This window comes from Polynucleobacter sp. AP-Latsch-80-C2 (assembly GCF_018882185.1).
In the GTDB taxonomy this organism is placed as follows: Bacteria; Pseudomonadota; Gammaproteobacteria; order Burkholderiales; family Burkholderiaceae; genus Polynucleobacter.
Genome location: NZ_JACVOY010000007.1, coordinates 80,880 through 104,987 on the forward strand (window position 1 = coordinate 80,880; position 24,108 = coordinate 104,987).

A 24,108-nucleotide genomic window follows, 5' to 3' on the forward strand; every position below is an offset into this window, starting at 1 on the left:
ACAAGCGAGAAGCCTTTATCCCACTAGATTTTGCTTATTTGAAGTAAAGCGCTATAGCTCAGGCTCAGGCTCAGGCTCAGGCTCAGGCTTCTCAGGGCTCAGGTTCTGATCTTGGGAAGTCTTCGACTTTAGATTTAAGCTAGGAGCGGCCATTTTTTCACCATCCCAGACTTGCCCGCACCAGCATTCCCCTGCATCATTAATGATGCAAACACCGGATCCACAACAGCGTTTATCGGGAGTCTTCATACCAAAACCTTCTTGAACTGAATATTCAGCGTACTGCAGGATGCATAGCGATATTGGTTCATGGTGCCCTAAATTCATAAAAGTAGATTTGAGGATATTCTAGGGTTTTTATTCATTTAGTGCTTGTGCCCTTCTCACCCTTCAATGATTCAAGACTCCTTATTCAACATCGACTCAGATCTTTGGGATCAAAATCTATTACCTAAGGATGGGCTTGTTCATTACTACCCAAAATTGATCAGCGGGCCAGAAAGCGCCCTCTTAATGAATCAGCTACAAAAGTCACTCCAATGGGAAGCAGATCGGCTCATGATGTTTGGCAAGTTAGTAGTTACTCGTCGTAAGGTAGCTTGGATTGGTGATCCAAATTGCGCTTACACCTACTCTGGAGTATTAAAGCAAGCTCAGGCATGGACTACGGAATTACTGGCTCTAAAAAGACATTTAGAAGAGCTTGCCCAATCAGAATTTAATTCTTGCCTACTCAATTTCTATCATGATGGAGACGATGGCATGGGTTGGCATAGTGATGATGAAAAAGAGCTTGATGCAAGCGCACCTATTGCCTCACTAAGTCTTGGTGCACCACGTAAGTTTGCCTTTAGGCATAAGGAGGATAAGACCACCGTTCCTCTTTACCTAGAAAATGGCAGCGCCCTCATCATGCGTGCGCCAACTCAAGAATTTTGGAAGCATGCGCTACTCAAAACCAAAACCATTCATGCGCCTCGCATCAATTTAACCTTTAGAAAAATCACTAGCAGCAATGAGTAAGCATCAGTCAAAAGAGACCTCTATTGCAATCATCGGCGCCGGAATTTCTGGATTGAGCTGCGCTACTGAGCTAAAAGCACTCGGTTTTCAAGTCCAATTGTTTGAAAAAAGTCGAGGTCCGAGTGGTCGCATGAGCACTCGCAATGGCGACAACTGGTCCGCAGATCATGGCGCCCAATATTTCACAGCGAGAGATCCTCTTTTTATTCAGGAACTCAACACTTGGATCAGCGCTGGCGTAGCAGCAGAATGGCATCCGCGCTTAAAAGCCTATGATGACAGCCAGTGGAGAGAAAGTTCTTCAAGCGAGAATCGCTATGTAGGCATTCCCAGCATGAATTCTCCTGGTAAATATTTAGCAAAGAATCTATCTATCGAATTTGGCAAAACCATTAATAGTATTTTTCGTCAAAATAACCAATGGTGTCTGCGCAGCCTAGAGACAGGAAATATAGAACAGCAATTTGATTACCTAATATTGGCACTGCCTGCGCCTCAAACTTTTACTCTCACCAATTTGGTAGATCCATCCATCGCAGAAAAAAATAAGGTCGATATATTTGGATGCTGGACGGTAATGGCCTCTTTTGCGGAAAAGCAAAACATCCCTTTTGATGCTGCTTTTATCAATGGCCAAATGATCAACTGGATCGCCAGGAATAATTCAAAACTGGGACGTGAAGGTTTAGAGACCTGGACCATTCATGCCAATCCGCAGTGGAGCCAACAATGGATTGAGCTAGATAAGGACGAGGCTGGAAAACGCATTCTGGAATGCGCTAAGGGACTGGGCTTGGATTGCCAAAATGCGCAGCTCTCTATTCATCGCTGGCGCTATGCGAGCGGCTACTTGGGGACAAATCCTGGTTTTACAGTTTTTGACAACATTCAACTGGGCCTTTGTGGGGATTGGCTTCATGGCGGTAGGGTAGAGGGCGCTTGGTTGAGCGGTTTTAAATTAGCAAATGAAATTAGTATCCATACAACCTCATCTAATGAATAAGGCCTAGAAATGTCTTTAGCATCGATTGAATTACGCGATCTTAAACTCCAAACTCAAATTGGCACATATGGGCCAGGCGCAATCATTCCCAAAGAACATGTTTTAGATTTAACGCTTTGGATTGATGCAAAACTGGTTCTGGTATCACAAGACCTTATGGCAAATGTTTTTGATTACGATCCTCTAGTCATTGAAATTGATAGACTTGCAGGCGATGGTCATTATGAAACCCAAGAAAGACTCATCACCCGCATCGTTGAGGCATGTGCAAGTTATTCCGAAATTAAGGCAATAGATATTGGCCTGCGAAAATTACCTGTACGTGCAGGATCAGGATCTCTCGGCGTGAGACTCTCAGTAGATTCTTCAACCTTGAATCGCTTTAGAAGTCCCAGAACTTCAGCGTAGATTTGCTCTGATGAAACTGACAATCTCATCATAAAACTCACGAATCTTGTTAATAAGCCTCATCTAGTCACCCCAAACATCTGAGTGACTAGATTAAAAACTTTAATCAGCGCAAAAACTGGTGTCCGCATCTTTGCCTACTACTGAATCAAGCCGCAGGCAATGCGAGGGCCAGAGTTGCCAGCAGGTTGAGATTTATAGTCGTCAGGGTCTCTGTGCACTACAACAGAACGACCAATAATTCCAGTTGGCCCAGTGTTTACTGCAAAACCATGCAACTTAGCAGAATACGTAGCATTGCCATTTGCATCAGATTTAATATTTGGCAAATCTCCTGCATGGTTCATACCACTGTCAGGCACGCCATGCATTTTAATTTCAGGATTGAAGTGTCCGCCAGCACTTGTAGCATCAGGAGCAGAGCAATCTCCCTTTTCATGAACATGAAAACCTTGCTCTGAATTTGGTTTCAAGCCAGAGAATTTTCCGTTAATCAATACATCATGGCCTTGCCAAACAAGAGTGACTTCACCTTTAGCTTGTGAGCCAGATTTTGAATCTAGTGTGGAGCTCGCTTTTTGACCGGCACCCTGCTCCATCGATTGGCAAGCAACCAGCGAGAATAAACCGGTTACAGATAGAGTGAGCAAGAGCTGCTTTTTACTGAGTTTCATAGATGACTCCTTCATTTTTGTTATGGTGAAATAGCTTTTTCAGTGTGACACAAATAAACCGCTTGTGCTTAGCTATTAGCTCAAGCCTATGAACTCTGTATTATTTAAAAATCTTTAATGTACTGAACCACTTTAAACACATAAAGCCATGAAATTACGGAACATAATTACCACTTTATTAGTAGGCTTTTTGGTCGGTCTATTTGCCTTTCCCGCAAAAGCAAATCTTGCGAACGCACTAAATGACGGACAGCATGTCTTGCTCATGCGTCATGCTGATGCTCCAGGATATGGGGATCCTGCGGGCTATCAATTGGACAAGTGCTCGACTCAAAGGAATTTAGGTGATAAAGGCAGAAAGCAGGCAATCATCCTAGGACAGTGGCTGAGCAGTCAGGGAATTAACTCTGCAAACATCATCAGTAGCGTCTGGTGCCGCTGCCTTGATACTGCAAAATTATTAAACAAAGGTGCAGTTACCACCTCTCCAGCGCTAGCGTCCTTCTTTGACGATATGCGTCTTGAAAAGCAACAAACCCAAGCTCTAGAAAAACTAATTCAAACTCAGCTAAATGAAAATCCCAAGACACCTCTGATTTTAGTAACCCACCACGTCAATATACAGGCCTACACAGGAAAGGTAATTAATGTTGGAGATATGGTTTTAGTCAAAGTGGATAAGAACGGGAAACACATCTCACAACAAATCTACCCAAGTCCAAGTTTTTAGCCGACTACCTGTACACCCTTCCAAAAAGCAACATATCCAGCAATATTGTTTGCGGCTGATTTGGGCTCTGGGTAGTACCAAGCTGCATCTTTATTTGATTGGCCATTGACCTCTACGTCGTAATAACTAGCGGTACCTTTCCAGGAACAAACAGTATGTTTGTCTGACTCCTTGAAAAATTGCATATTCAAACTGGAAGACGGAAAATAGTGATTACCCTCTACCACAATAGTCTCATCTGAATTAGCTAAAACTTCATTATTCCAAATAGCCTTCATAACATCTCCTTGTAAGGATTTAGCATAAAGCAAATCTATTTTTTATGCTGTATAAAGAGTAAGCGCCTTAATGCCTTTAATGTAATAAATCATTCATGCAAACACCTACTATTTCAGAAGATACCCCAATCATTGATCACGACTTTACTCCTGAGATCGAAATGGGTCTTCTCTCGCAATCGCCTTCTATTTCTCCAAAGTTTTTATATGACCCCTTGGGCTCGCATCTCTTTACAGCGATAACCTTATTGCCGGAATACTATCCAACCAATACTGAAAAGAGCATCTTCACACAATACCAACATCAAATTGCTGATGCAGTAGGAGTCGGCGGTAATTTGATTGATTTGGGTGCTGGAAATTGCCAAAAAGCAGAATCCTTTTTTAACTCGCTAAAACCCTCAAGTTATCTTGCGATCGATTTTTCTGAAGAGTTTCTACAAGAGGCAGTCAATAAACTTCAGGGAAAATACCCTCATATCAACATGCAATGTATTGGCATGGATTTTTCCAGGCAACTTTTAATCCCCAGATCTATTGCTACTTCTAACAGAACCTTCTTTTATCCTGGCTCTAGTATTGGTAATTTTCTTAATTCCGAAGCGCTTGAGCTGCTACGTCAAATCAAGAGTCAAGCCAATGAGGGTGGGATATTAATTGGCGTTGATTTAATGAAGGAAGACGCTGTTCTGATGGCGGCATATGATGACCCCCTGAAAGTTACGGCCGCTTTCAACCTCAATATCCTCAGGTCCATTAACTCACTTCTAGGATCTAATTTCAGGGTTGACCAATTTCGCCATAAAGTTCAAATTAATCATGTCCAAAATAGGGTTGAGCTCTATCTTGAAGCCCTAGAAGACTTGATCGTTACGTGGCCGGGAAATTCTAGGGAATTTAAAAAGGGTGATCTCATACACACTGAAAATTCTCATAAGTACACTATTGAATCGATCAAGCAATTGCTAAAAAGTGCCGGCTTCGATAAGACTCAAATCTGGACGGATCCTAAAGACTATTTCGCAGTGATTTACGCTTGCTAAAACATTAAAAAATGATTTCTACAGCCTCACTTCTTGATCAATTTCTTCGCTCCAGAAAGCATTCTGTCGAACTCATTGCACCCCTAAGCCCAGAGGACTGCCAGGCACAGTCAATGGAAGATGCAAGCCCTGCAAAGTGGCATTTAGCCCATGTCACCTGGTTTTATGAGGTCATGATTCTCAAGCCCTTTGAAAATGACTTTCAATACTGGAATCCGCAATTTGCCATTCTCTTTAACAGCTACTACAACGGTGTGGGCGACAAACACCCTCGCAAACACCGCGGGCTACTAACCAGACCTTCCTTAAAAGAAGTGCTAGATTGGCGCACCAATATTGAGAATAGAATTACCGCCCTTCTGCAGAGCAACACATCCTCAGAACTCCAGTCGTTAGTCCAGATGGGAATTCATCATGAACAACAACATCAAGAACTGTTACTAACTGATATTCAGCATCTCTTGTTTCAAAACTCCTTATTACCAGCGTATTCATCAAACCACTTAGATCTACAGTCCTCTCGGGCTGATGCTAAATGGGTTAAAGGCATACCCGGTCTTGTAGAGGTCGGCTTCGAGGGTGATGGCTTTCATTTTGATAACGAATCACCGCGTCACAGCACTTATAACCAAATATATTCCCTGGCTAGCGAGCTCATAACCAATGCGCAGTGGCTAAATTTTATCGAAGACGGCGGCTACCAGGATGCTAAATGGTGGCTAGATGCAGGCTGGTCATGGGTCCAAGCTGAACAAATCAATGCACCCTTATATTGGAATCGGGATCTTAAAAATCAATATTGGCGCTTTTCTCTTAATGGCAATTCCCCTTTAGATACTGCAAAGCCAGTTAGCAATATCAGCTATTTTGAAGCTGAAGCCTTCGCACGTTGGGCAAGTAAAAACCTGGATGGCTATGCCAATTCCCGCCTACCCACCGAATTTGAATGGGAGTCTGTTGCAGAACATCAAGCAGATTTAGTGAATGACTTATTTGGAGCTGTCTGGCAATGGACAAGCAGCAACTACTCAGCTTATCCAGGCTATCAACCTTGGAGTGGCATTGCTGGAGAGTACAACGGTAAATTCATGGTGAATCAAATGGTTTTAAGAGGAAGCTCCGCGTACACAACTTCGGGTCACTCTAGAACAACTTATCGTAATTTCTTTCCTACCCATACACGCTGGCAAATGACAGGATTGAGACTGGCTAAAGATGGTATTTGATTTTGATACTCCTACAAATCGTCTAAATACGGATTCTATTCGCTGGGATAGCTTTAACAGCAAAGCGGTGTTGCCTTTGTGGGTGGCAGACATGGACTTTAAATCTCCGCCCTGTGTCATTGAAGCGCTGAGCAATAGAGTCAAAGAGGGTATTTACGGCTACACCCATAGCCCTCATCAAATGAATACGATGATTGCGGACTACCTTGAAGAGCAATACCAATGGCAAGTAGATCCTGATTGGATTGTGATCCTCCCTAGCGTTGTCTCTGGACTTTATACAGCCGTCCAGCAGCTAACAAAAGCCGATGAGCAAGTACTGATACCTAACCCCATTTACCATCACCTGCGACTTGCTTGCTCTAGTGCTAAGCGATCATTTCAAGAAATGCAGCTTCAACTGAAGGATGATCGCTGGGTACTGCCCAGCAATGAATTAAAAAATCTCAATACCAATCGGGCAAAGCTAGCCCTCTTCTGCAATCCCCAAAATCCAGGCTCTACCGTATTTACTAAAGAGGAGCTAAAAGAATTCGGGGATTTTTGTATTCAGAATAATTTATGGATTTGCTCAGACGAAATCCATGCAGGCCTCGTACTAGATGAAAATAAAAAACACATTCCGCTTGCTAGCATTAGCAAAGAGATTTCCAATAAAACCATAACCTTAATGTCTTTAAATAAGACTTTTAATTTTCCAGGAATAGGTCTTGCTTGGGCCGTAGCGGAGAACCCGGTCCTACGTAATGCAATACAAGTTGGCCTTCATGAAACGATTGCCCCTCCATCTTTATTAGCCTATACCGCAACAATGGCAGCAATCAAAGATGGTGAGCCTTGGAGGCTAGAGTTAATTCAGTACCTGAGAGACAATCGAGATTTAATTCGTAGCAAGATTGCTAGTATTGATGGGTTAAGTATTGGCAATATGGAGGGAAGCTATCTAGCATGGATTGACTGTAGCAAGCTTGATCATCAGAACCCCCATCAGCTTTTTCTAGATGCTGGCTTAGCCACCTCTCCTGGTCAGCAATTTGGCCAAAATCAATTTGTCAGACTGAACTTTGGAACGCAAAAAGCTCGGCTCATTCAAGCCCTGAATATTATTGAGTCCAGTGCCGCAAATCTCAATTAGGAATGCCCAATATGAACAATATCCTCTCGATTTCTCATCTTTACAAAACCTATCAATCTGGCTTTGAGGCTTTAAAAAATATCAATTTAGAGATATCTAAAGGCGAAATCTTTGCGCTACTCGGTCAAAATGGCGCAGGAAAAACAACTTTAATCAGCATTATTTGTGGCATTGTCAGCCCTAGCAGTGGTCAGGTTTTAGTTGGTGGCAAAAATATCATTGGTGATTACCGCGAGGCAAGGGAGTTAATTGGCCTCGTTCCCCAGGAGCTCTCAACCGACTCTTTTGAAACCGTCTGGAATACCGTTACTTTTAGTCGTGGTCTTTATGGAAAAGCGCCCAATCCAGCTCTGATCGAGAAAATTCTGAAAGACCTATCTCTGTGGGATAAACGTAATAACAAAATTATGACCCTATCTGGTGGCATGAAACGCAGAGTCATGATTGCCAAAGCCCTCTCTCACGAACCCAGCGTCCTTTTTCTAGATGAACCTACTGCTGGTGTTGATGTTAGCCTCAGAAAGGATATGTGGAACTTAGTCAAAATTCTGAAGGACAATGGCACCACCGTCATTCTCACAACCCACTATATTGAAGAAGCTGAGGAGATGGCAGACCGCATCGGAATCATTCGTAGCGGCGAACTGATTATGGTAGACAATAAATTGGCCTTAATGAATAAGTTAGGTAAAAAAGAGCTCACTCTTGAATTGCAAAATCCATTACAGCGCATTCCAAAGGAGCTTGAATTAACAGGACTAAGTCTTTCGGAAGATGGTTATGAGCTCACCTACCGGTTTGACTCCAAGGATGGAGAAATTAATATCGCACAGCTACTCCAAAATGTAGCTAAGCTAGGAATCATTTTCAAAGACTTGCACACGAAGCAAAGCTCTCTTGAAGAAATCTTTGTCAATCTTATAAATTCAGAGGCCACTACCCATGAAGCTTAATTACTATGGTATTCGGGCTATTTATCAGTTTGAAATGGCTCGAACTCGTCGCACCTTAATGCAGAGCATTGTTGCCCCTGTTATTTCTACTTCCCTTTATTTTATTGTTTTTGGCTCAGCGATAGGCTCACGCATTACGGAGATGGAAGGCATTTCTTATGGCGCATTTATTGTGCCCGGTCTCATCATGCTCTCGCTGTTGACTCAAAGCATTTCTAATGCCTCTTTTGGAATCTACTTCCCAAAATTTAGCGGAACCATTTATGAAATACTTTCTGCACCGATATCACCCCTAGAAATTGTCATTGGCTATGTTGGTGCTGCTGCGAGCAAATCCATCATTTTGGGACTGATCATTCTTTTGACGTCCGCTTTTTTTGTCCCACTTCAAATCGATCACCCTTTTTGGATGCTGTTCTATCTAGTAATCACCTCGATCACTTTTAGCATGATCGGTTTTATTATTGGGGTATGGGCTGATGGCTTTGAAAAACTTCAGGTAGTGCCTTTACTCATCATTACACCCTTAACTTTCTTGGGTGGAAGCTTCTATTCAATTTCTGTCTTGCCTTCTTTCTGGCAAAAAGTCGCTTTACTCAACCCGGTTGTCTATTTGATTAGTAGCTTTCGTTGGAGCTTTTACGGAATAGAAGATGTTCCGCTTTTGGTTAGCCTTGCGATGACCATCGCTTTTTTAGTGATATCGGTTGCGGTAGTCATTTGGATATTTAAAACAGGCTATCGCCTTAAAAAGTGATGGGCTTCTGTAGAATAAGTTTTATGAAACCAACCATCAAAATAGATTATGTATCCGATATAGCCTGCCCATGGTGTGCTGTAGGTCTAGGTAATCTCAATCAAGCAATTACCCAGTTAAGCGACAAAGCGAATTTTGAAGTGCACCTTCACCCTTTCGAGCTCAATCCCAATATGCCTTTGGGCGGTCAAGATGCGATTGAACATCTCACTGAAAAATATGGCTTAACTGTAGAGCAAGTCAAAGCCAACCAGGCCAATATTCGGCTCAAAGCGTCGGAAGCAGGATTTAAGTTTCATCCAGAGGGTCGCAAAAGGGTTTACAACACATTTGATGCTCACCGTCTTTTGCATTGGACAGGACAAGAGTTTGGACTTGAAAAACAAGCTATTCTCAAAAAAGAATTGCTCAATACTTACTTTTGCTTAGCCGTTAATTTGGATGATCAGAAAAACCTACTAGATGCAGTAACTCGTTCTGGTCTAGATCAGGACAGGGCCCAAGAGGTACTGACGAGCAAGGAATTTGCTAATGAAGTCCGCGCAGCAGAAGCTCTATATATCAACGCAGGTATCAGCTCAGTGCCATCAATCATTCTTAACGATCAATACCTTTTGCAAGGGGCTCAGCCCCCTGAGTCATTCATCAATGCATTTGAACAGCTAATCCAAAAGAGTTAAAAAATCCCCACCATTGCTGATGAGGGTTTATTTTTCTAGAGAGTCCACTAGCGCTTAACCAAAGACTAAAGGATTGCTTGGGAAGACTCAGAATTGAGTCATATAAGCAGAGCACTGACGCACTAATAGTAAGTAAGCGGAGTAGCCTTGCCCTTAAAAATTCGATATGAAAAAAGTGTGTACCCAAGGATTGTTGGCAGCACAATGATTGCACCCCAAAAAATAAACCAGAGCGATTCTGTTGCGGCGGCAGCCTGCCACAAGGTCATCCTCCCAATAATGACGTATGGGAAGATGCTATAAGCGATACCAAAGAATGCTAACCAAAAAATAGCGACGACACAGGCAAATGGCAACCACTCCCTCTTACTAGAGCCTTTTTCTATTGCGCAAATAAACTGGTTGGCAAGGAAAAACAGTATGGCGGTCGCAATGGGAATTGGGGAGAGCCACAGAATTTGTGGCCAAGCAAACCATTTATGCATGATTTCAGGACTGAAGTACGGCGTGGCAGCAGAGACTAACGCAATTCCAAATCCAGTAAGCCATAAACTGGTTTTAGCCCATCGAAAAGATTGCTGCTGAAGTTGTCCCTCAGTTTTTAAGATCAACCACGTTGACCCGAGAAGAATGTAACCTGCTGGCAAACAGATCCCAACTAGCAGCGAAAAGACCCAACCCAGAATTCCTGAATCAAAACCCACAATCAGCCGACCGATCATGATGCCCTGAGAGACAGAAGCAATTAGGCTGCCGATATAAAACAATAAGTTCCAAAGTGGCTTTTGCTCAATATTGACCTTAACTCTAAAGTCAAATGAGACTCCTCGCAAAATTAATCCAATTAACATTGCTGCCACAGGTAAATAGAGCTCCGTCAGGATTACCCCATGGGCTAGAGGAAACGCAACTAACAATAAACCAACACCTAATACGATCCATGTTTCATTGGCATCCCAAAATGGTCCAATCGATGCAATCATCATGTCTTTATTATGATCTGAAGCTCGATTAAGCAGCATTCCAATTCCTAGGTCGTAGCCATCGAGTACCACGTAAGACAGCATAGCAATGCCCATAGCCACAAAGAAAAAGAGTGGGAGCCAGATTGATGCCTGGGTGAGGTCAATGGATGTCATAGCTTAGGTCCTAAAGGGGCTCCATGAGGATTTAGATTTTTTCTCAAGCAGTGCAGTTGAATTATCTTTATCGTCGGCCTGACGAGCGAGATAAAAAACAACCCAAATATAAGCGGACAATAAACCCACATAAAGAATTAAATAAGCAAAGAGGGTAGAAAAGACCATACTTGTTGGCAAAGTGGTTGCGGCTTGTGCGGTTGTGAGCACTCCAGTAACTAAATATGGTTGACGCCCAATTTCAGTTACATACCAACCAGCCAAGACCGCAACCCAACCCGAAAAGGTCATCAACACTAAGCCCTTAGCCATCAACTTTGGTAGAGGTCGATTTTGACGCAACATCCAACGACCTAACCATGAAAAGAAGAGCATTAAGACGCCAACGCCAACCATAATCCGAAAGGCAAAAAATACAGGCGCAACAGGAGGAATCTTGTCTCCGAATTCATTTAACCCCTTGACCTCGCCATCCCAGCTATGGGTTAAATACAACGATGCCAACTTAGGAATGCTGATCTCATAGTCATTGGCATGAGTTTGTTGGTTAGGTACCGCAAAGATCACTGCAGGTACTCCAGAGCCGCCCTTCCAAATACCCTCCATAGCGGCTAGCTTTGCTGGCTGGTATTCAAGGGAGTTAAGGCCATGCTGGTCTCCAAGCATGATTTGTAGCGGTATTAAAACCGCTGCGATAGTAAGAGCCAATTTCATCACAACCACATTGGCTTGCGAGCGGCCATTACGTAGATAACGGTAAGCAGAAATACCAGCCAAGAAAAATGACACCGTCAGAAAGGAGGCTAATAACATATGCCCAAGGCGATAAGGCATTGATGGATTGAAGATGATGGCCATCCAATCAGCGGCATGTGCCCTGCCATCAATCATGATGAACCCCTGAGGGGTTTGCATCCATGAATTTAAAACAATAATCCAGAAAGCAGAAAGACTAGTACCAAAGGCTACTAGAAAGGTAGCCAACGTATGCACCCGTTGCGAAACACGCTTTGCACCAAAGAGCATGACGCCCAAGAAAGTTGCCTCCAGAAAAAACGCTGTTAAGACTTCGTAAGCCAATAATGGGCCAGCAATATTACCAACTGTTTCCATATAGCCGGGCCAGTTTGTACCAAACTGAAAACTCATCGTGATACCACTCACGACACCCAAAGCAAAAGTCAGGGCAAAGATTTTTATCCAGAATTGGTATGCCTCTTGCCAGAAATCCAATCCAGTTCTGTTGTGTTGAATCTTGAAATAAAAGAGGAACCAGCCCAATGCAATTGAAATTGTCGGGAATAAAATATGAAAGGAAATGTTTGCACCAAATTGAATGCGGCTATATATCAGCGAATCAAGCACGGTATATCCCAATGAAAGTGATAAGTTTTATTGTGGCACTAAATTTACCATTGCGTTGGATTAATCCCCCTACTCCAAAGCAAGCTCTTAACCCTGGAAAGGTTACCCAAAAACAAAACCCCCACCATTACTGATGAGGGTTTGCTTTTCTGGTGGGCCCACCAGGACTTGAACCTGGGACCAAAGGAGCGTATTTGGAAGTTAAGGGTCAGAACTGATTAAATGTCGCAAATTTATGCCATTTTGGTCGCTACAAATTTTGCAACAATGGGGCCAAATATTAAAACAAATAAAAACCTAGATAACTGCATAGACATTACAAAACTAGTATCTACAGTAGTTGTAGCTGCGATGACTGCAATTGAATCTGCACCACCTGGGCTTGATGCTAAATAGGAGGTAAATAAGTCGTAATCTGCCAAACGCCATAATCCAATAGCAATCAATCCACTCAATATTATTAAAGCGCTGATCGCAATCAATACTTGGGGTAATGATTGCCATGCATGCTTCAAAATAGCGCTATTAAAACGCAATCCAATACTCCACCCGATGATCGCATAGGTGGCAGTTAATAATAAAAATGGCAACTCAATGACAAGCAAACCAAAATACTGCAATGCAGTTGCTAGCATCATGGGTAAGAACATTGAGCCACCTGGTATAGCCAACTTATATGCCGCTGTCGAAATACCTACTGCAATAATCAAGGTTTTTGCCAAGTTTAAGCCATCCTCTACAAACCAATGAGTTGGGATTGATACTTGCATCACTCCCATTGACGTGTAAAAGTGGGCAATGATTGCTGCGATTGTGGTAACCATAGCCACACGTAGGTATTGCATGAAAGCTACCAATCGTACGTCCGCCCCATAAGACTCTGCCATCATCACCATTGCGGCGGCGGCTCCAGGAGCTAAGCCCCAAACAGCGGTACTGCCAGGAAAAATACCTCGACGCATCAAGAGCCACCCCAATCCCACGCTAGCTGAAAATACAGCTAAGGATACGATCACGAAAATAGGCCAATAATGTACAAGGGCATTAAGCGCCTGCGGCTGTAGACTACGAGCCATTAAGCAACCGATAACGCCCTGGGCTAACGCAAAATACCACTTTGGAATAAACAACTTCGCCCCATGAGTGGATAACAAAATAGCAGAAAACATACAAGCTAGCAAAATTGCAGCAGGAAAATGACCTAGATTTAAACAGAATGAAAGTAAGATGCTTAATATAAGCAATGCACTCCAATACATTGGGGTGCTAAATTGAGTAAAACGTAAATTCATTTCTCTAATTTAGATACTTTTAGTAGGCGGTTTAACTCAAGCAATCATGCGAATTAGATTTACAGGCAGTGATGAGAAAAAATTTGAAATAGTAATTACTCAACTTTTATATTATTTTCTTTAACAAATTTTTGCCAATAAGCAAGGTCTGCCATAAATACTTTGCTGAAGGCCTCAGGCTTTAAAGCTGTGATTTCCAAGCCCTCATCATTTAATCTGGTTTTTAATTCAGGATTTATAAAGGCTTTATTGATCGCCTGATACAACCGATCTACAACCGGCTTAGGAGTATTTGGAGGGGCAAAAAATCCAAACCAACTTAATAACTCAAATCCAGGAAGAATCTCGCTAATACTTGGAGTGGATGGTAAAGCTGCATTACGAGTCAAGCTTGAAACCCCAAGAGGGATAAGCGTCTTATTTTTAATTTGCTGCATAAAGGATGGAACAGTCCCAAATGAAAGATCAATTTGACCTCCGATAAGATCAGTAACCGAGCTCCCGCTACCCTTGTAATTAACCATCGTGATTTCAGAACCACTAGATTTCTCAAATAAAACAGCAGCCAAATGAGGTAATTGACCAACCCCAGAATTTCCAATACTGACTTTTTTTGGATTTGCCTTCGCGTAAGCAATCAGTTCTTTAAGATTAGTAAAGGGAGCTGAGGTACTGGATACTAACAATAAAGGGGAGCTTACTAGCTGAGTAACTGGGGTTAGTTTTGCGGTATCGTATGGCAGCTTAAATAACCATGGATTTACTGTGATGGCACGATTGGTCATCAAAATCGTATAGCCATCCGGCGGAGACTTTGCCATTGCATCGGTACCAATAATGCTGGAAGCTCCTGGCTTGTTTTCTACCAGCACAGAAACGCCCAAATCTGCAGCCATTTTTTCCGCTAATAATCTGGTGATGACATCTGAACCACCGCCCGGCGAAAAAGGAACAATGATCTTTATTGGCTTTATAGGAAATTCAGCGGCCAACACATTAACTGTTGAAAATAGTAATGAAAATGTCAATAATAAAAAGGGGTAGTACCGATGAACCATAATTGTTGCACCCATTTTTTAGAAATATCTAACCTACAAGGTCATGCTGAAAATTAGTTATCAACCTTAATACCAGCCTTAGCGATCACGCCACCCCAAAGTGTGTATTCCTTTTTGAGATACACTGCCATCTCCTCAGGGCTAGATGGTGTTGGATCCAGCCCTTGTTGTAACAAACGCTCTTTTATTTGAGGATCTCTAAGTGCTTTATTGATTGCATTATTGAGTTTATTTACTATTGCTGCGGGTGTCTTTGGGGGTGCAATAAATGCGTACCAGTTTGCAGCCTCGTAACCTGGATACCCTAACTCAGCAATGGTTGGAACGTTGGGCAATGCTTTAGAGCGAGAATGACTTGTCACAGCCAATGCAGTTACCTTGCCAGACTCGACTAATTGCTTAGCCGTAATGATTGTTGCAAAGAGGGAAGGAACAGTACCGCCGAGCAAATCATTAATAGCAGGGCCGCCGCCACGATAACCAATATGAACTAAATTAATTTTTGCTGTTGCTGCAAATAACTCTCCGGCCAAATGCCCGCCGCTTCCAGCACCTGAACTGCCATATGCTAATCCACCTGGTGTTTTTTCAGCAATAGCCACATAGTCGGCCAATGTTTTTGCCTTTAACTGCTGAGGGTTAATGATTAATGCATTACCGGAGGTCACACCTAATCCTATCGGGGTTAAATCTTTTAATGGGTCATACCCAAGCTTAAAAATATGAGGGCTATAGGCCAGAGGGCCCACCGAACTGAGCATAATCAAATACCCATCCGGCGGCGATTTAGAAATAATTTCTGTAGCAATATTACCACCTACACCGGGCTTGTTTTCAATCACTACTGGCTGGCCCAACTCCTTAGAGAGATAAGGCGAAATGATTCTTGCTGCAATATCTGTACCACCTCCAGGTGCAAAGCCGACATATAAGCGAATGGGTTTGCTTGGATAAACTTCCTGCGCATCAACATGCAAGGCAAAACAATAGAGGAAGAAAACAAGCAAGAGTCTAATGAGCATATTGGCTTTAAGTGATGCGATTAATAACTTATCCAATAAAAGATCGAATGGCTTTATAAATCAAATCTGGTCGCTCTTCTTGCGGGTAATGCCCAGTAGGAATATCAGTACCCTCGAGCTCATCAGCCCATTTTCCCCAAGCAGCAATCGGCTTAAAGTGTCGCCCACAATGGCTATTACTTCCCCATAGAACCATTACGGGACAGGCAATCTTTTTATTACCTAGATCTGCGGTATCCATTTCCAGATCGATGGAGACCGTCGCACGGTAGTCCTCACAAATAGCATGAATTTGCTCCGGGGTTGTGCATCGAGCATACTCAGCAAGCGCCTCAGGTGTAAAGATTTTTAAACCAACCCCTTTTTTATTTAATTTGTAATTGATGTAATAATTTAAATCGCTACATATTAACTTTTCAGGGAAAGGTTCTTTTTGCGCCATAAAAAACCAGTGGTAGGACTCAAGTCCCCATCCCATAGTTACGTTATTAAGCACCTCATGTGTAGGCACAATATCTAAGGGAATAAATTTAGTGACTTTTTCGGGATGATCTAAACACATCCTGAAACCAACCCGAGCTCCCCTGTCATGACCCACTACTGGAAATTGGTCAAACCCAAGCTGATTCATCACCATGACAGCATCATTTGCCATAGTGCGAAATGAGTATGCAGAGTGATCTCCACCGCCCAACGGTTTATCACTATCGCCATAACCTCGAAGGTCGATAGCTACTACCGTGTAGTGTTTAGCCAAGGTTGGCGCCACCTTATGCCAAGTTACATGCGTTAGTGGATTGCCATGTATTAATAGTAAAGGTGGTCCGCTACCCCCAATAACGCCATTAATATTGACTCCATCGCCTGGAAGCTTAAATGGCTTAAAGCCTTCCATTAACTTTTGGGTGTAAGGAATGAGTTCATCAAACTCTAAAGATTCGACATCAGTAGGGGTGTGTATTTTTTTTCTAGACATATGAAGTTCTTCTTATTGATTCTTTCTTGCTGTCGCAAGGTTAGCAATCACATCAAATGCTCTTTTCATAGCTCCAACGTTTGCAACACCTTTGCCTACAATATCGTATGCAGTTCCATGGGATGGGGTTGTATACAAAGTTTTCAAACCGCCCGTCAAAGTTACCCCCTCTGAGAAGCCAAGTAACTTTGTCGCAATTTGGCCTTGGTCGTGATACATGATCACCACCGCATCAAAATCGCCTGCACGCGCTTTCAAAAAAACGGTATCTGATGGAAATGGGCCTTCACAAGGAAGATTTTCTTGGCGTAAGCGCTCTAGAGTAGGCCGAATAATCTCAATCTCTTCACTGCCAAATAAACCACCTTCGCCATTATGTGGATTTAAAGCAGCAACACCGATACGCGGATTTGCCTTTCCTAGACCACGCATAGTTTCATGAGCCAATCTGAGCGCCCCCTCAATTCTCTCTGGAATGACTAGATCAACCGCCTGACGAAGGCTGACATGTGAAGTAACTCGGAATGTGCAAAATAATTTAATTAAGTTAACTTCGCCGTAATAGCCTTCATGGCCATTCCATTTGGCAAACATTTCATGCTCATCTCGATACTTCCAGCCACCCTTATTGAGCGCACCTTTATTGAGAGGGGCAAAACAAACAGCATCTATCTTTCCGTCATGCACTAAATCAGTCATAACCTTAAGCGTTTCACCAGTAAGCCGGCCTGACTCAATCGATGTCTCACCACGTGGGATAACGGCAGGATCGATATTTTTCAAATCGAGCATTTGAATTCCTGGCTTTGACCAGTCGATCTCATCTACATTTTCAACAACATTAACAGTCAGCTGAATTTTAGAATCGCTCATACCAACCTCAAGAACCCTTAAATCTCCTACCACCAAGATTCGAGCTTGCTCGTGCGCAGATGAGTCTGCAAGAAGTTTCACTGCAACCTCGGGACCAATGCCAGTTACATCACCTAGCATTAAGCCAATAATTGGCTTTTGACTCATAAAATCTCCTATCGCGAATCACTATTAAATTGTTTCTATGAATAAACTTTGATATATCACTTGAACCTATCTGCGAATTGCTCTTTTTTCTCTAGCTATAGGCAAACGTCAATTTAACACTAAATAATTCGTCTGATTAATTAATGCAGTGCAACAGACCAGGCAAGAGTTACTCTTAAACTTAAGCGGACAAGTTCACTCGACCACACTCCAGCAATACTTATTGAAGATATCACTCAAAAAAATACCAACCTTAAGGTTGGTATTTTTTAGTTGACCCATTAGGACTTGAGCTCATTGCTAAAACCTGAGAGCTTATGAAGTTCTCCTAAAATTCAAACCACCCCTCTAGCTTTCATCTCAGCAATATTTTCAGGTGTGAACCCTAACTCTCCGAGTAATTCATCTACATTCTCGCCAACTCGTGGTGGAACTTTATTTAACATTGGTCCATCAGATTGAAACTGAAATGCAGATTTTGGTACTCGAATATTTCGACCCAAACCACTGTCATCCCGTGAGAACTCACCAAAAAATTGTCTGTCTATAACTTGGGCACTTTCCATTACCCTTGGAATAGTTAATACCTCAGCAGCTGGTACGCCAGCATTATTAATGATTGACTCCCAATTACATGCAGAATCCTTAAATAATGCCCCCTGAATTGCAGCGCGCAATATTTCAGTATGATCTCTTCGGCTTGCAGCATCTTTAAAGCGCTCATCACTCAGCATCGCACCTAGCCCAATAGCTTCAAGTAAATGGACGAATTGATGTTGCTCATTAATAGCAATAGCAAGTAAGCCATCTGCAGTTTTAAATGTTGTTGAAGCAGGAGATCTACTTGGGGCCTCATTTCCCCTAAGGGTAGGTGGATTTCCAGTATTCACATACGTAGTTAAGATGCTAGACATTAAAGCCATACAACTATCTAACATTGAAATATCAATATGCTGTCCCTTACCATTACGCGAGCGCTGAAAAAGTGCTGCGGATATGGCATATGCGCCTGCCAGACCCATTGCATAATCCACCACAGGTGGTCCTGACTTTAGAGGCCCACTTTCAGGGGTGCCAGTAATACTCATAAATCCTGCTGCCGCTTGTATCACGCTGTCATATGCGGGGTAGCGCGCCTTTGGTCCTGTTCTTCCATAGCCGGTCATAGAGCAGTAAATAATATCTGGCCTTACCTTGCAAACTTGCTCGTAGCCAAGATTTCTTTTTTCCATTGAGCCTGTGCGTAAATTTTGCACAATGACATCTGCAGTAGCAGCTAGTTTTAGAAAAATCTCCTGGCCCTCTTTACTATCGAGGTTAAGTGTCAAGGATCGCTTATTTGCTCCTTGAGTTAAGAATGATGGGGACATCCCCATGTTACCCAATTGAGCGTCGCCTTCAGAGCGCCAACGCGTAGACTCACCTTTAACTACCGGCTCAATTTTAATAACATCTGCGCCCAATAATGCCAATTGGTATGAAGCATAAGGACCGGCCAAAACTCTGGTCACATCAAGAATGCGGATTCCATCAAATGCCTGCATCGCTCTTCTCTTTATAAATTAGTTTAATTAATCAAAAGCCTTGACTCCACCCGCAACAATCAGTCGGCTCCAAAATCCAGCATCTTTTTTTAGAAATGCTTCAAATGCTGCTGGCGAGCTGGATACTAGAGCCTCAGTACCTTCCGCTTCCAGCGAGCGCCTAACTGAAGAATCAGCCATGACAACTTTTAAAGCAGAATAAATTTTATTAATAATTTCTTGGGGTGTACCTGCAGGAGAAAAAATACCATTCCATTGATAGATTTCATAATTAGGCAAACCAGCTGACTTCATTCCGAGTAAACCCGGCATTAATGGAGAAGGTTCCTTACTTGTTACCGCAAGACCAAGCAACTGTCCAGAGCGGATCAACTGCATCACTGTTGGTGTAGTTGCAAATGTTAGTTGAGACTCTCCACCAACTACAGAGACTACGGCAGACGACCCACTCTTAAAAGGAATATGTGTCATTTTTACATTAGCAACCTCATTAAATAGTACTCCCGCAAAATGGGGGCCTGACCCAATTCCAGAACTTGAAAAGTTGAGCTTTCCTGGCGATGACCTAGCAAGCTCAATTAACTGAGATATGGATTTGACTCCCAAATCTTTATTTACTGCTAGCACTAAGGGAGCTATGGTGATCTGTGAAATGGGCGCCAACTCTGATAGTCGATAGTCTGCTTTTGAGTTAAGGGCCGGGTAAATTAATACACTACTCGCACTAGAAATTAGCAATGTATATCCATCTGGTTTAGCTTTCGCTACATAGGAAGCTGCAGCCGAACCTCCAGCCCCGGGCTTATTCTCAATGATTACAGGCTGCCCCAAAACCTTACCAAGAGAGGGTCCTATTGCTCTTGCGACCAGATCTGTGCCGCCACCTGGAGCATATCCAACAATTATCCTTATAGGTCGATCAGGATAACTTTGCGCATTAGCCCATCCACTCACTAGAAAGACAATACAAATTAAAGGCAACCTTATAAGATGCATTAAGAACTCTCGTGTTAGTTTGTAAAACGACTAATATACCCATTAGTCCAGAAAGTTGGTGATTTTCCTCAAGGGATAGCAAACCCCCACTATTTCTGATGAGGGTTTGTGTACGACTCGACACATAGTTAACACTTTATACCGGACACATACTTTACAGTTTTTGGCATAGGAGGGACCACTCTATGCCGTGGAATGAAAGTACGAAGATGGATGAAAAGCTCAAATTTGTGTCGCGTTACCTCGATGGCGAGAAAATTACTACCCTGTGCCAGGAGTTTGGAATCTCCAGAGTCACTGGCCATAAAATCATTGATCGTTATAAAGACAGTGGTTTAGAAGCCTTTACGGATCGATCAAGAAGGCCCTTTAGGCAAGCCAATCGGCTGCCCTTCCAGGTCGAGCAACTGATCGTGAACCTCAAAAAGGAGTTCCCGACCTGGGGCGCTCCTAAATTACGAGAACGATTGCACACCCACTATCCAGAACTGGCACTGCCTGCCAAGAGTACGGTACATGCCGTTCTCGATCGCCATGGTCTAGTGAAGAAGAAACGGATGCGCCGCCATCCCAAGCTTACCGGGACCAACTTATCCGATCTCAAAGAGCCCAATGCCCTATGGTGCGTGGATTACAAGGGCGAATTTATGCTCGGTAATAAGCGGTACTGCTATCCCTTAACCGTAACGGACTATGCCTCTCGCTTTTTGATTTGCTGTGAAGGTTTGGAGAGTACTCGTGAAGCGCAGGCTTTTACGGTCTTTGAGCAACTCTTTAAAGAGTATGGGCTGCCAGGCTCCATCCGCTCAGACAACGGCGTGCCCTTTGCCTGCGCTAATGCGCTCTATGGTTTAAGTAGTCTATCGGTATGGTGGTTGCGCTTAGGCATTGGTATTGAGCGCATCAAGCCCGGCAATCCTCAGCAAAATGGTCGCCATGAACGCATGCATTTAACGCTCAAGCAAGCGACGACTAAACCCCCTGCCAAAACACTTTTGCAACAGCAAGATAAGTTCGAAGACTTTATCTATGAGTACAACTATGAGCGGCCCCATCAAGCACTGGAGATGAAAAAACCGGCACAGCTCTATACCCCCTCGACCCGAAAATACGAAGGGCTGCCCGATGTGAGTTACCCCTTCCACGACAAAACAGTGACCGTGACCAACTGTGGGCGCATCTGTCTTGATGGCAAGAAGATTCACTTTAGTACTGTGTTCGCTGGTCATGACGTGGGCCTGCGACAAGTCGATGAAGACGTGTGGTTAGTGAGCTTTATGGATTACGATATGGCTTACTTTGATATGGAGTCTTCAAGGGTACAAGCCCTAGAAAACCCATTTGGTCCCAAAGTATTGGGGATGTGATTGGTAAATGTGTAAACCATGTGGTCGGTACCGGACGTAAAGCATGTGTCCGGTACGTACCTTGATTTCATTGGTGGGCCCACCAGGACTTGAACCTGGGACCAAAGGATTCCGGTTTGTGTAGCTTTCGCTACTCCCTGGACTATGCCTTCATCATATTCAAACTTAACATCTGAACTTAGATGGGTGCCGTCTAGTCTCTACACGTTCAAAGTAATTTCTTACTAAGCTTCGCTCGGCGTTAGCGTATTCATTACTGAACTTAGCTTTCTCCGAATTTGACACCATCCCTTATGCAGTTTCCAAACATAAGGTACAACTTTCGCTATGAGTCCTCTGCTCTAACCAACTGAGCTATAGGCCCTAAAACTGTTTTTACTACACACCTTTTGAGGGATGTTTTACTACTTAAAACCACATAAAAACCGCATTTACTACACACCATGAAAAATGCCCTGGTGTGTAAGTGGTGTGTAGTGAATTTTAACCACCAAATTCACCACTAACCTCTTGAATCTATTGAGGTCTTAACTACAAGACCCCTAGGGCTTCTTTCTTATGAGAGCAGAAGCCCATGATAGAACCATATAAACAGGGGCTCTGCGGGTGGTCAGTGTCGGTGTGTAAGCAAATGTGTAAGCAAATTCACTCATTTACTAGAAGAGCTAGCTCACTCTTTGGTTTCGAAAACCACAAGAATTTTGGAGCAACCATCTAGCACTTCGTTGTTCCAAAGTTCTTCTTTGAAGATTGATAAGCGTTACTTAAAGTAACGCTTATATAGCGAGGGGCAGCTAACGAAAAAAAGCCACCCGAAGGAGGCTTTTAACTACTACCAACTACTTTCAAAAGTTGGGGATTTAATGCATAAAGTCTTATGAAAATTGAAATCCAGGAATAACTGTTGCTTTGTTTGCACTTTCTCCGTACTGGATAAGGTCGCCAATCATTTCAGCAGTACATGCAGATAGAGTCCAGCCTAAGTGTCCATGACCAGTGTTGTAATAGACATTGTCCTTATTTCCCTTGCCTACCTTAGGCATCATATTTGGCATCATTGGGCGTAAACCAGCCCAAGGAACTACTGAACGCGTGCTCACTTCAGGGAAACACTGATTAACCCAATCTACTAGTGGCTTAATGCGATCAGAACGAATATCGCGATTGATGCCGTTAAATTCTGCGGTGCCCGCAACCCTGAAGCGATCTACTCCAAGACGACTAGTAACCAATTTTGTTTCATCATCTAAAAGGCTTACATTTGGCGCACCATCTTGACTAGCTTTGTCAGTTAAATTAACTGTAATTGAGTATCCTTTTACCGGGTAAACATTGACTCGATCACCTAATTGGGATGCAATATTGCGACTGCCAACACCCGCACAAACAACAACATTATCAAATACGAGTTCATTAGATATGCCGTCTTTAGTAAGCGTTAAATTCACACGATTACCATCAGACTGAACAGAACTTACTTCATGCTCATAAATAGTTTTAACACCTAATCCTGCGGCAGCCTCAGATAGGCCAAAGGTAAATTTATGAATATCGCCTGTTGAATCACTTTCTGTGTAATAGCCACCATAGTATTTTCCAGCTAAGGTTGGCTCTACCTCTTTCATCTCCTGAGGTGTTAAAGCAACGCGCCCTAAACCACCCTCATTCAACATGTTTGAGACATTGCCTGCATGATCAAACCCAGCCTTGTCTCTATATATATGCAGTATTCCTTCGCGCTTTAGATCGAAATCAATACCTTCCTGCTTAGCCCAAGCAAACAAATGCTTGCGCGCCTCTATAGCCATATGGGTTGTTTTAACGGTGTTGCTTTTATAGTTTGGAATTGAGGCAATGAACTCAGCGAACCATGAAGCTTTGTGCCAATCTGGCTTGAGGTTAATAAGGAGTGGTGCATCTTTTTTAAATACCCACTTCATTCCCTTCATGATGGTTGACCAATGTGTCCATACCTCTGCATTCGAGGCAGATAATTGGCCGCCATTTGCAAATGAGGTTTCCATACCCGCATAACGATGACGCTCAATTAAAGTGACGTCGAATCCGCGCTTTGCTAATACGTATGCAGTTGTGACGCCTGTGATGCCGCCACCAATGATGACAAATGATTTCATTTCAAGATCCTTAAAACGTCGAGGTTATTCTTAGGCATACGCCATAGAAGCCCCCTCTGTTCTGGACCTGAGAGATTCGCAGCCTTAAATGACTGCTTGCTCCTTCGGTGTATTGGCTGACTAAGCCAACAACTCTTCAGAGTTTATAAGCAATATCGGTTCATTTGCCTGAGAGTTTCCGGGGCGGTTGCTCCTTCGGCGTTGCATATAACTTCTATGCAATCTCTCCCGATATTACAAAAACTATACTATTTGCAATCCCTACCATGTTGCCATGGTAGGGA

At 43.0% G+C, this 24,108-nt stretch carries 24 protein-coding genes and 1 riboswitch; of the genes, 11 read left to right on the forward strand and 13 right to left on the reverse strand.

Features of this window, described 5'->3' with window-relative positions:
* Positions 1-51: 51 nt before the first annotated feature.
* Positions 52-327: a hypothetical protein gene (locus ICN47_RS09015; protein ID WP_255538981.1), complete on the reverse strand. Its 276-nt coding sequence runs from the start codon at positions 325-327 to the stop codon at positions 52-54.
* A gap of 66 nt (positions 328-393) precedes the next feature.
* On the opposite strand from ICN47_RS09015, the gene ICN47_RS09020 reads away from it, so the two are divergent.
* Genes ICN47_RS09020 through ICN47_RS09030 form a run of 3 tightly spaced genes read left to right on the forward strand, consistent with a single transcriptional unit; the run spans position 394 to position 2,434 of the window.
* Complete coding sequence (locus ICN47_RS09020; protein WP_216219603.1) at positions 394-1,023, forward strand: alpha-ketoglutarate-dependent dioxygenase AlkB; 630 nt, start codon at positions 394-396, stop codon at positions 1,021-1,023.
* The gene (locus tag ICN47_RS09025; protein ID WP_216219604.1) at positions 1,016-2,026 is read left to right on the forward strand and encodes an NAD(P)/FAD-dependent oxidoreductase; all 1,011 of its coding nucleotides are present in this window, start codon (positions 1,016-1,018) and stop codon (positions 2,024-2,026) included. The genes ICN47_RS09020 and ICN47_RS09025 overlap by 8 nt, the downstream gene beginning before the upstream one ends.
* A 9-nt stretch (positions 2,027-2,035) precedes the next feature.
* On the forward strand, positions 2,036-2,434 hold the full coding sequence (locus ICN47_RS09030) for a dihydroneopterin aldolase (protein WP_216219605.1): 399 nt from the start codon (positions 2,036-2,038) through the stop codon (positions 2,432-2,434).
* Between the two features lie 140 nt (positions 2,435-2,574).
* On the opposite strand, the gene ICN47_RS09035 is transcribed toward ICN47_RS09030, so the two are convergent.
* Positions 2,575-3,108, reverse strand: a complete 534-nt coding sequence (locus ICN47_RS09035; protein WP_216219606.1) for a superoxide dismutase family protein — start codon at positions 3,106-3,108, stop codon at positions 2,575-2,577.
* A 148-nt stretch (positions 3,109-3,256) separates the two neighbouring features.
* On the opposite strand from ICN47_RS09035, the gene ICN47_RS09040 reads away from it, so the two are divergent.
* Positions 3,257-3,838 carry a histidine phosphatase family protein gene (locus ICN47_RS09040; protein WP_216219607.1) on the forward strand — a complete coding sequence of 194 codons (582 nt, stop codon included), beginning with the start codon at positions 3,257-3,259 and terminating at the stop codon, positions 3,836-3,838.
* Here ICN47_RS09040 and ICN47_RS09045 read toward each other — a convergent pair.
* A complete protein-coding gene (locus ICN47_RS09045; protein WP_216219608.1) occupies positions 3,835-4,116 on the reverse strand; it encodes a DUF427 domain-containing protein in 282 nt (93 codons plus the stop codon). The genes ICN47_RS09040 and ICN47_RS09045 overlap by 4 nt on opposite strands.
* A 95-nt stretch (positions 4,117-4,211) precedes the next feature.
* Between ICN47_RS09045 and egtD the strand changes: the two genes are divergently transcribed.
* From egtD to ICN47_RS09075, 6 genes are read left to right on the forward strand one after another with little or no spacing between them, the layout of a single operon-like run.
* Positions 4,212-5,159 (forward strand): L-histidine N(alpha)-methyltransferase, encoded by a 948-nt coding sequence (gene egtD, locus ICN47_RS09050; RefSeq protein WP_216219609.1) that lies wholly within the window; start codon positions 4,212-4,214, stop codon positions 5,157-5,159.
* A gap of 11 nt (positions 5,160-5,170) precedes the next feature.
* On the forward strand, positions 5,171-6,385 hold the full coding sequence (gene egtB / locus ICN47_RS09055) for an ergothioneine biosynthesis protein EgtB (RefSeq protein ID WP_216219610.1): 1,215 nt from the start codon (positions 5,171-5,173) through the stop codon (positions 6,383-6,385).
* Entirely contained in the window at positions 6,375-7,520 is a 1,146-nt protein-coding gene (locus ICN47_RS09060; RefSeq protein ID WP_216219611.1) for a MalY/PatB family protein, read from the forward strand. Before egtB ends, ICN47_RS09060 begins: the two co-directional genes overlap by 11 nt.
* Positions 7,521-7,531: 11 nt before the next feature.
* The gene (locus tag ICN47_RS09065; protein ID WP_216219612.1) at positions 7,532-8,473 is read left to right on the forward strand and encodes an ABC transporter ATP-binding protein; all 942 of its coding nucleotides are present in this window, start codon (positions 7,532-7,534) and stop codon (positions 8,471-8,473) included.
* Complete coding sequence (locus ICN47_RS09070; RefSeq protein WP_216219613.1) at positions 8,463-9,230, forward strand: ABC transporter permease; 768 nt, start codon at positions 8,463-8,465, stop codon at positions 9,228-9,230. The genes ICN47_RS09065 and ICN47_RS09070 overlap by 11 nt, the downstream gene beginning before the upstream one ends.
* Before the next feature lie 23 nt (positions 9,231-9,253).
* On the forward strand, positions 9,254-9,910 hold the full coding sequence (locus tag ICN47_RS09075; RefSeq protein WP_216219614.1) for a DsbA family oxidoreductase: 657 nt from the start codon (positions 9,254-9,256) through the stop codon (positions 9,908-9,910).
* A gap of 122 nt (positions 9,911-10,032) precedes the next feature.
* Here ICN47_RS09075 and ICN47_RS09080 read toward each other — a convergent pair whose 3' ends face one another.
* The 9 genes from ICN47_RS09080 to ICN47_RS09120 form a co-directional block, all read right to left on the reverse strand.
* Positions 10,033-11,049: a cytochrome d ubiquinol oxidase subunit II gene (locus ICN47_RS09080; protein ID WP_216219615.1), complete on the reverse strand. Its 1,017-nt coding sequence runs from the start codon at positions 11,047-11,049 to the stop codon at positions 10,033-10,035.
* A gap of 3 nt (positions 11,050-11,052) precedes the next feature.
* Positions 11,053-12,414 carry a cytochrome ubiquinol oxidase subunit I gene (locus tag ICN47_RS09085; protein WP_216219616.1) on the reverse strand — a complete coding sequence of 454 codons (1,362 nt, stop codon included), beginning with the start codon at positions 12,412-12,414 and terminating at the stop codon, positions 11,053-11,055.
* Between the two features lie 233 nt (positions 12,415-12,647).
* A complete protein-coding gene (locus ICN47_RS09090; protein WP_216219617.1) occupies positions 12,648-13,706 on the reverse strand; it encodes an AbrB family transcriptional regulator in 1,059 nt (352 codons plus the stop codon).
* Positions 13,707-13,801: 95 nt separating this feature from the next.
* Positions 13,802-14,779 carry a tripartite tricarboxylate transporter substrate binding protein gene (locus ICN47_RS09095; protein WP_216219618.1) on the reverse strand — a complete coding sequence of 326 codons (978 nt, stop codon included), beginning with the start codon at positions 14,777-14,779 and terminating at the stop codon, positions 13,802-13,804.
* A 38-nt stretch (positions 14,780-14,817) separates the two neighbouring features.
* Positions 14,818-15,786 carry a tripartite tricarboxylate transporter substrate binding protein gene (locus ICN47_RS09100; RefSeq protein WP_216219619.1) on the reverse strand — a complete coding sequence of 323 codons (969 nt, stop codon included), beginning with the start codon at positions 15,784-15,786 and terminating at the stop codon, positions 14,818-14,820.
* Positions 15,787-15,814: 28 nt separating this feature from the next.
* Complete coding sequence (locus ICN47_RS09105; RefSeq protein WP_255538982.1) at positions 15,815-16,762, reverse strand: alpha/beta fold hydrolase; 948 nt, start codon at positions 16,760-16,762, stop codon at positions 15,815-15,817.
* 12 nt (positions 16,763-16,774) lie between these two features.
* Positions 16,775-17,782 carry a 4-hydroxythreonine-4-phosphate dehydrogenase PdxA gene (locus ICN47_RS09110; RefSeq protein WP_216219620.1) on the reverse strand — a complete coding sequence of 336 codons (1,008 nt, stop codon included), beginning with the start codon at positions 17,780-17,782 and terminating at the stop codon, positions 16,775-16,777.
* 335 nt (positions 17,783-18,117) lie between these two features.
* Positions 18,118-19,326, reverse strand: coding sequence for a CaiB/BaiF CoA-transferase family protein (locus ICN47_RS09115; protein ID WP_216219621.1), 1,209 nt, complete (start codon positions 19,324-19,326; stop codon positions 18,118-18,120).
* A 27-nt stretch (positions 19,327-19,353) separates the two neighbouring features.
* Entirely contained in the window at positions 19,354-20,322 is a 969-nt protein-coding gene (locus tag ICN47_RS09120) for a tripartite tricarboxylate transporter substrate binding protein (RefSeq protein ID WP_216219622.1), read from the reverse strand.
* Positions 20,323-20,507: 185 nt separating this feature from the next.
* Here ICN47_RS09120 and ICN47_RS09125 point away from each other — a divergent pair, with 185 nt between their 5' ends.
* Entirely contained in the window at positions 20,508-21,689 is a 1,182-nt protein-coding gene (locus ICN47_RS09125) for an integrase core domain-containing protein (RefSeq protein WP_216219623.1), read from the forward strand.
* A gap of 875 nt (positions 21,690-22,564) precedes the next feature.
* Here the strand turns inward: ICN47_RS09125 and ICN47_RS09130 are convergent.
* On the reverse strand, positions 22,565-23,824 hold the full coding sequence (locus ICN47_RS09130) for a D-amino acid dehydrogenase (protein ID WP_216219624.1): 1,260 nt from the start codon (positions 23,822-23,824) through the stop codon (positions 22,565-22,567).
* Between the two features lie 146 nt (positions 23,825-23,970).
* Positions 23,971-24,065, reverse strand: a riboswitch (glycine riboswitch).
* Positions 24,066-24,108: the final 43 nt, after the last annotated feature.

Excerpts from the sequence above, each read along its gene's own strand:
- ICN47_RS09125 (WP_216219623.1), top strand. The coding sequence starts at position 20,508 with ATGCCGTGGAATGAAAGTACGAAGATGGATGAAAAGCTCAAATTTGTG.
- ICN47_RS09035 (WP_216219606.1), bottom strand. The coding sequence starts at position 3,108 with ATGAAACTCAGTAAAAAGCAGCTCTTGCTCACTCTATCTGTAACCGGT.
- egtB (WP_216219610.1), top strand. The coding sequence starts at position 5,171 with ATGATTTCTACAGCCTCACTTCTTGATCAATTTCTTCGCTCCAGAAAG.
- ICN47_RS09080 (WP_216219615.1), bottom strand. The coding sequence starts at position 11,049 with ATGACATCCATTGACCTCACCCAGGCATCAATCTGGCTCCCACTCTTT.
- ICN47_RS09025 (WP_216219604.1), top strand. The coding sequence starts at position 1,016 with ATGAGTAAGCATCAGTCAAAAGAGACCTCTATTGCAATCATCGGCGCC.
- ICN47_RS09100 (WP_216219619.1), bottom strand. The coding sequence starts at position 15,786 with ATGCTCATTAGACTCTTGCTTGTTTTCTTCCTCTATTGTTTTGCCTTG.
- ICN47_RS09095 (WP_216219618.1), bottom strand. The coding sequence starts at position 14,779 with ATGGGTGCAACAATTATGGTTCATCGGTACTACCCCTTTTTATTATTG.
- ICN47_RS09130 (WP_216219624.1), bottom strand. The coding sequence starts at position 23,824 with ATGAAATCATTTGTCATCATTGGTGGCGGCATCACAGGCGTCACAACT.
- ICN47_RS09075 (WP_216219614.1), top strand. The coding sequence starts at position 9,254 with ATGAAACCAACCATCAAAATAGATTATGTATCCGATATAGCCTGCCCA.
- ICN47_RS09015 (WP_255538981.1), bottom strand. The coding sequence starts at position 327 with ATGAATTTAGGGCACCATGAACCAATATCGCTATGCATCCTGCAGTAC.
- ICN47_RS09060 (WP_216219611.1), top strand. The coding sequence starts at position 6,375 with ATGGTATTTGATTTTGATACTCCTACAAATCGTCTAAATACGGATTCT.
- ICN47_RS09115 (WP_216219621.1), bottom strand. The coding sequence starts at position 19,326 with ATGCAGGCATTTGATGGAATCCGCATTCTTGATGTGACCAGAGTTTTG.
- ICN47_RS09105 (WP_255538982.1), bottom strand. The coding sequence starts at position 16,762 with ATGTCTAGAAAAAAAATACACACCCCTACTGATGTCGAATCTTTAGAG.
- ICN47_RS09065 (WP_216219612.1), top strand. The coding sequence starts at position 7,532 with ATGAACAATATCCTCTCGATTTCTCATCTTTACAAAACCTATCAATCT.
- ICN47_RS09030 (WP_216219605.1), top strand. The coding sequence starts at position 2,036 with ATGTCTTTAGCATCGATTGAATTACGCGATCTTAAACTCCAAACTCAA.
- ICN47_RS09045 (WP_216219608.1), bottom strand. The coding sequence starts at position 4,116 with ATGAAGGCTATTTGGAATAATGAAGTTTTAGCTAATTCAGATGAGACT.
- ICN47_RS09090 (WP_216219617.1), bottom strand. The coding sequence starts at position 13,706 with ATGAATTTACGTTTTACTCAATTTAGCACCCCAATGTATTGGAGTGCA.
- ICN47_RS09040 (WP_216219607.1), top strand. The coding sequence starts at position 3,257 with ATGAAATTACGGAACATAATTACCACTTTATTAGTAGGCTTTTTGGTC.
- ICN47_RS09070 (WP_216219613.1), top strand. The coding sequence starts at position 8,463 with ATGAAGCTTAATTACTATGGTATTCGGGCTATTTATCAGTTTGAAATG.
- ICN47_RS09110 (WP_216219620.1), bottom strand. The coding sequence starts at position 17,782 with ATGAGTCAAAAGCCAATTATTGGCTTAATGCTAGGTGATGTAACTGGC.
- ICN47_RS09020 (WP_216219603.1), top strand. The coding sequence starts at position 394 with ATGATTCAAGACTCCTTATTCAACATCGACTCAGATCTTTGGGATCAA.
- egtD (WP_216219609.1), top strand. The coding sequence starts at position 4,212 with ATGCAAACACCTACTATTTCAGAAGATACCCCAATCATTGATCACGAC.
- ICN47_RS09120 (WP_216219622.1), bottom strand. The coding sequence starts at position 20,322 with ATGCATCTTATAAGGTTGCCTTTAATTTGTATTGTCTTTCTAGTGAGT.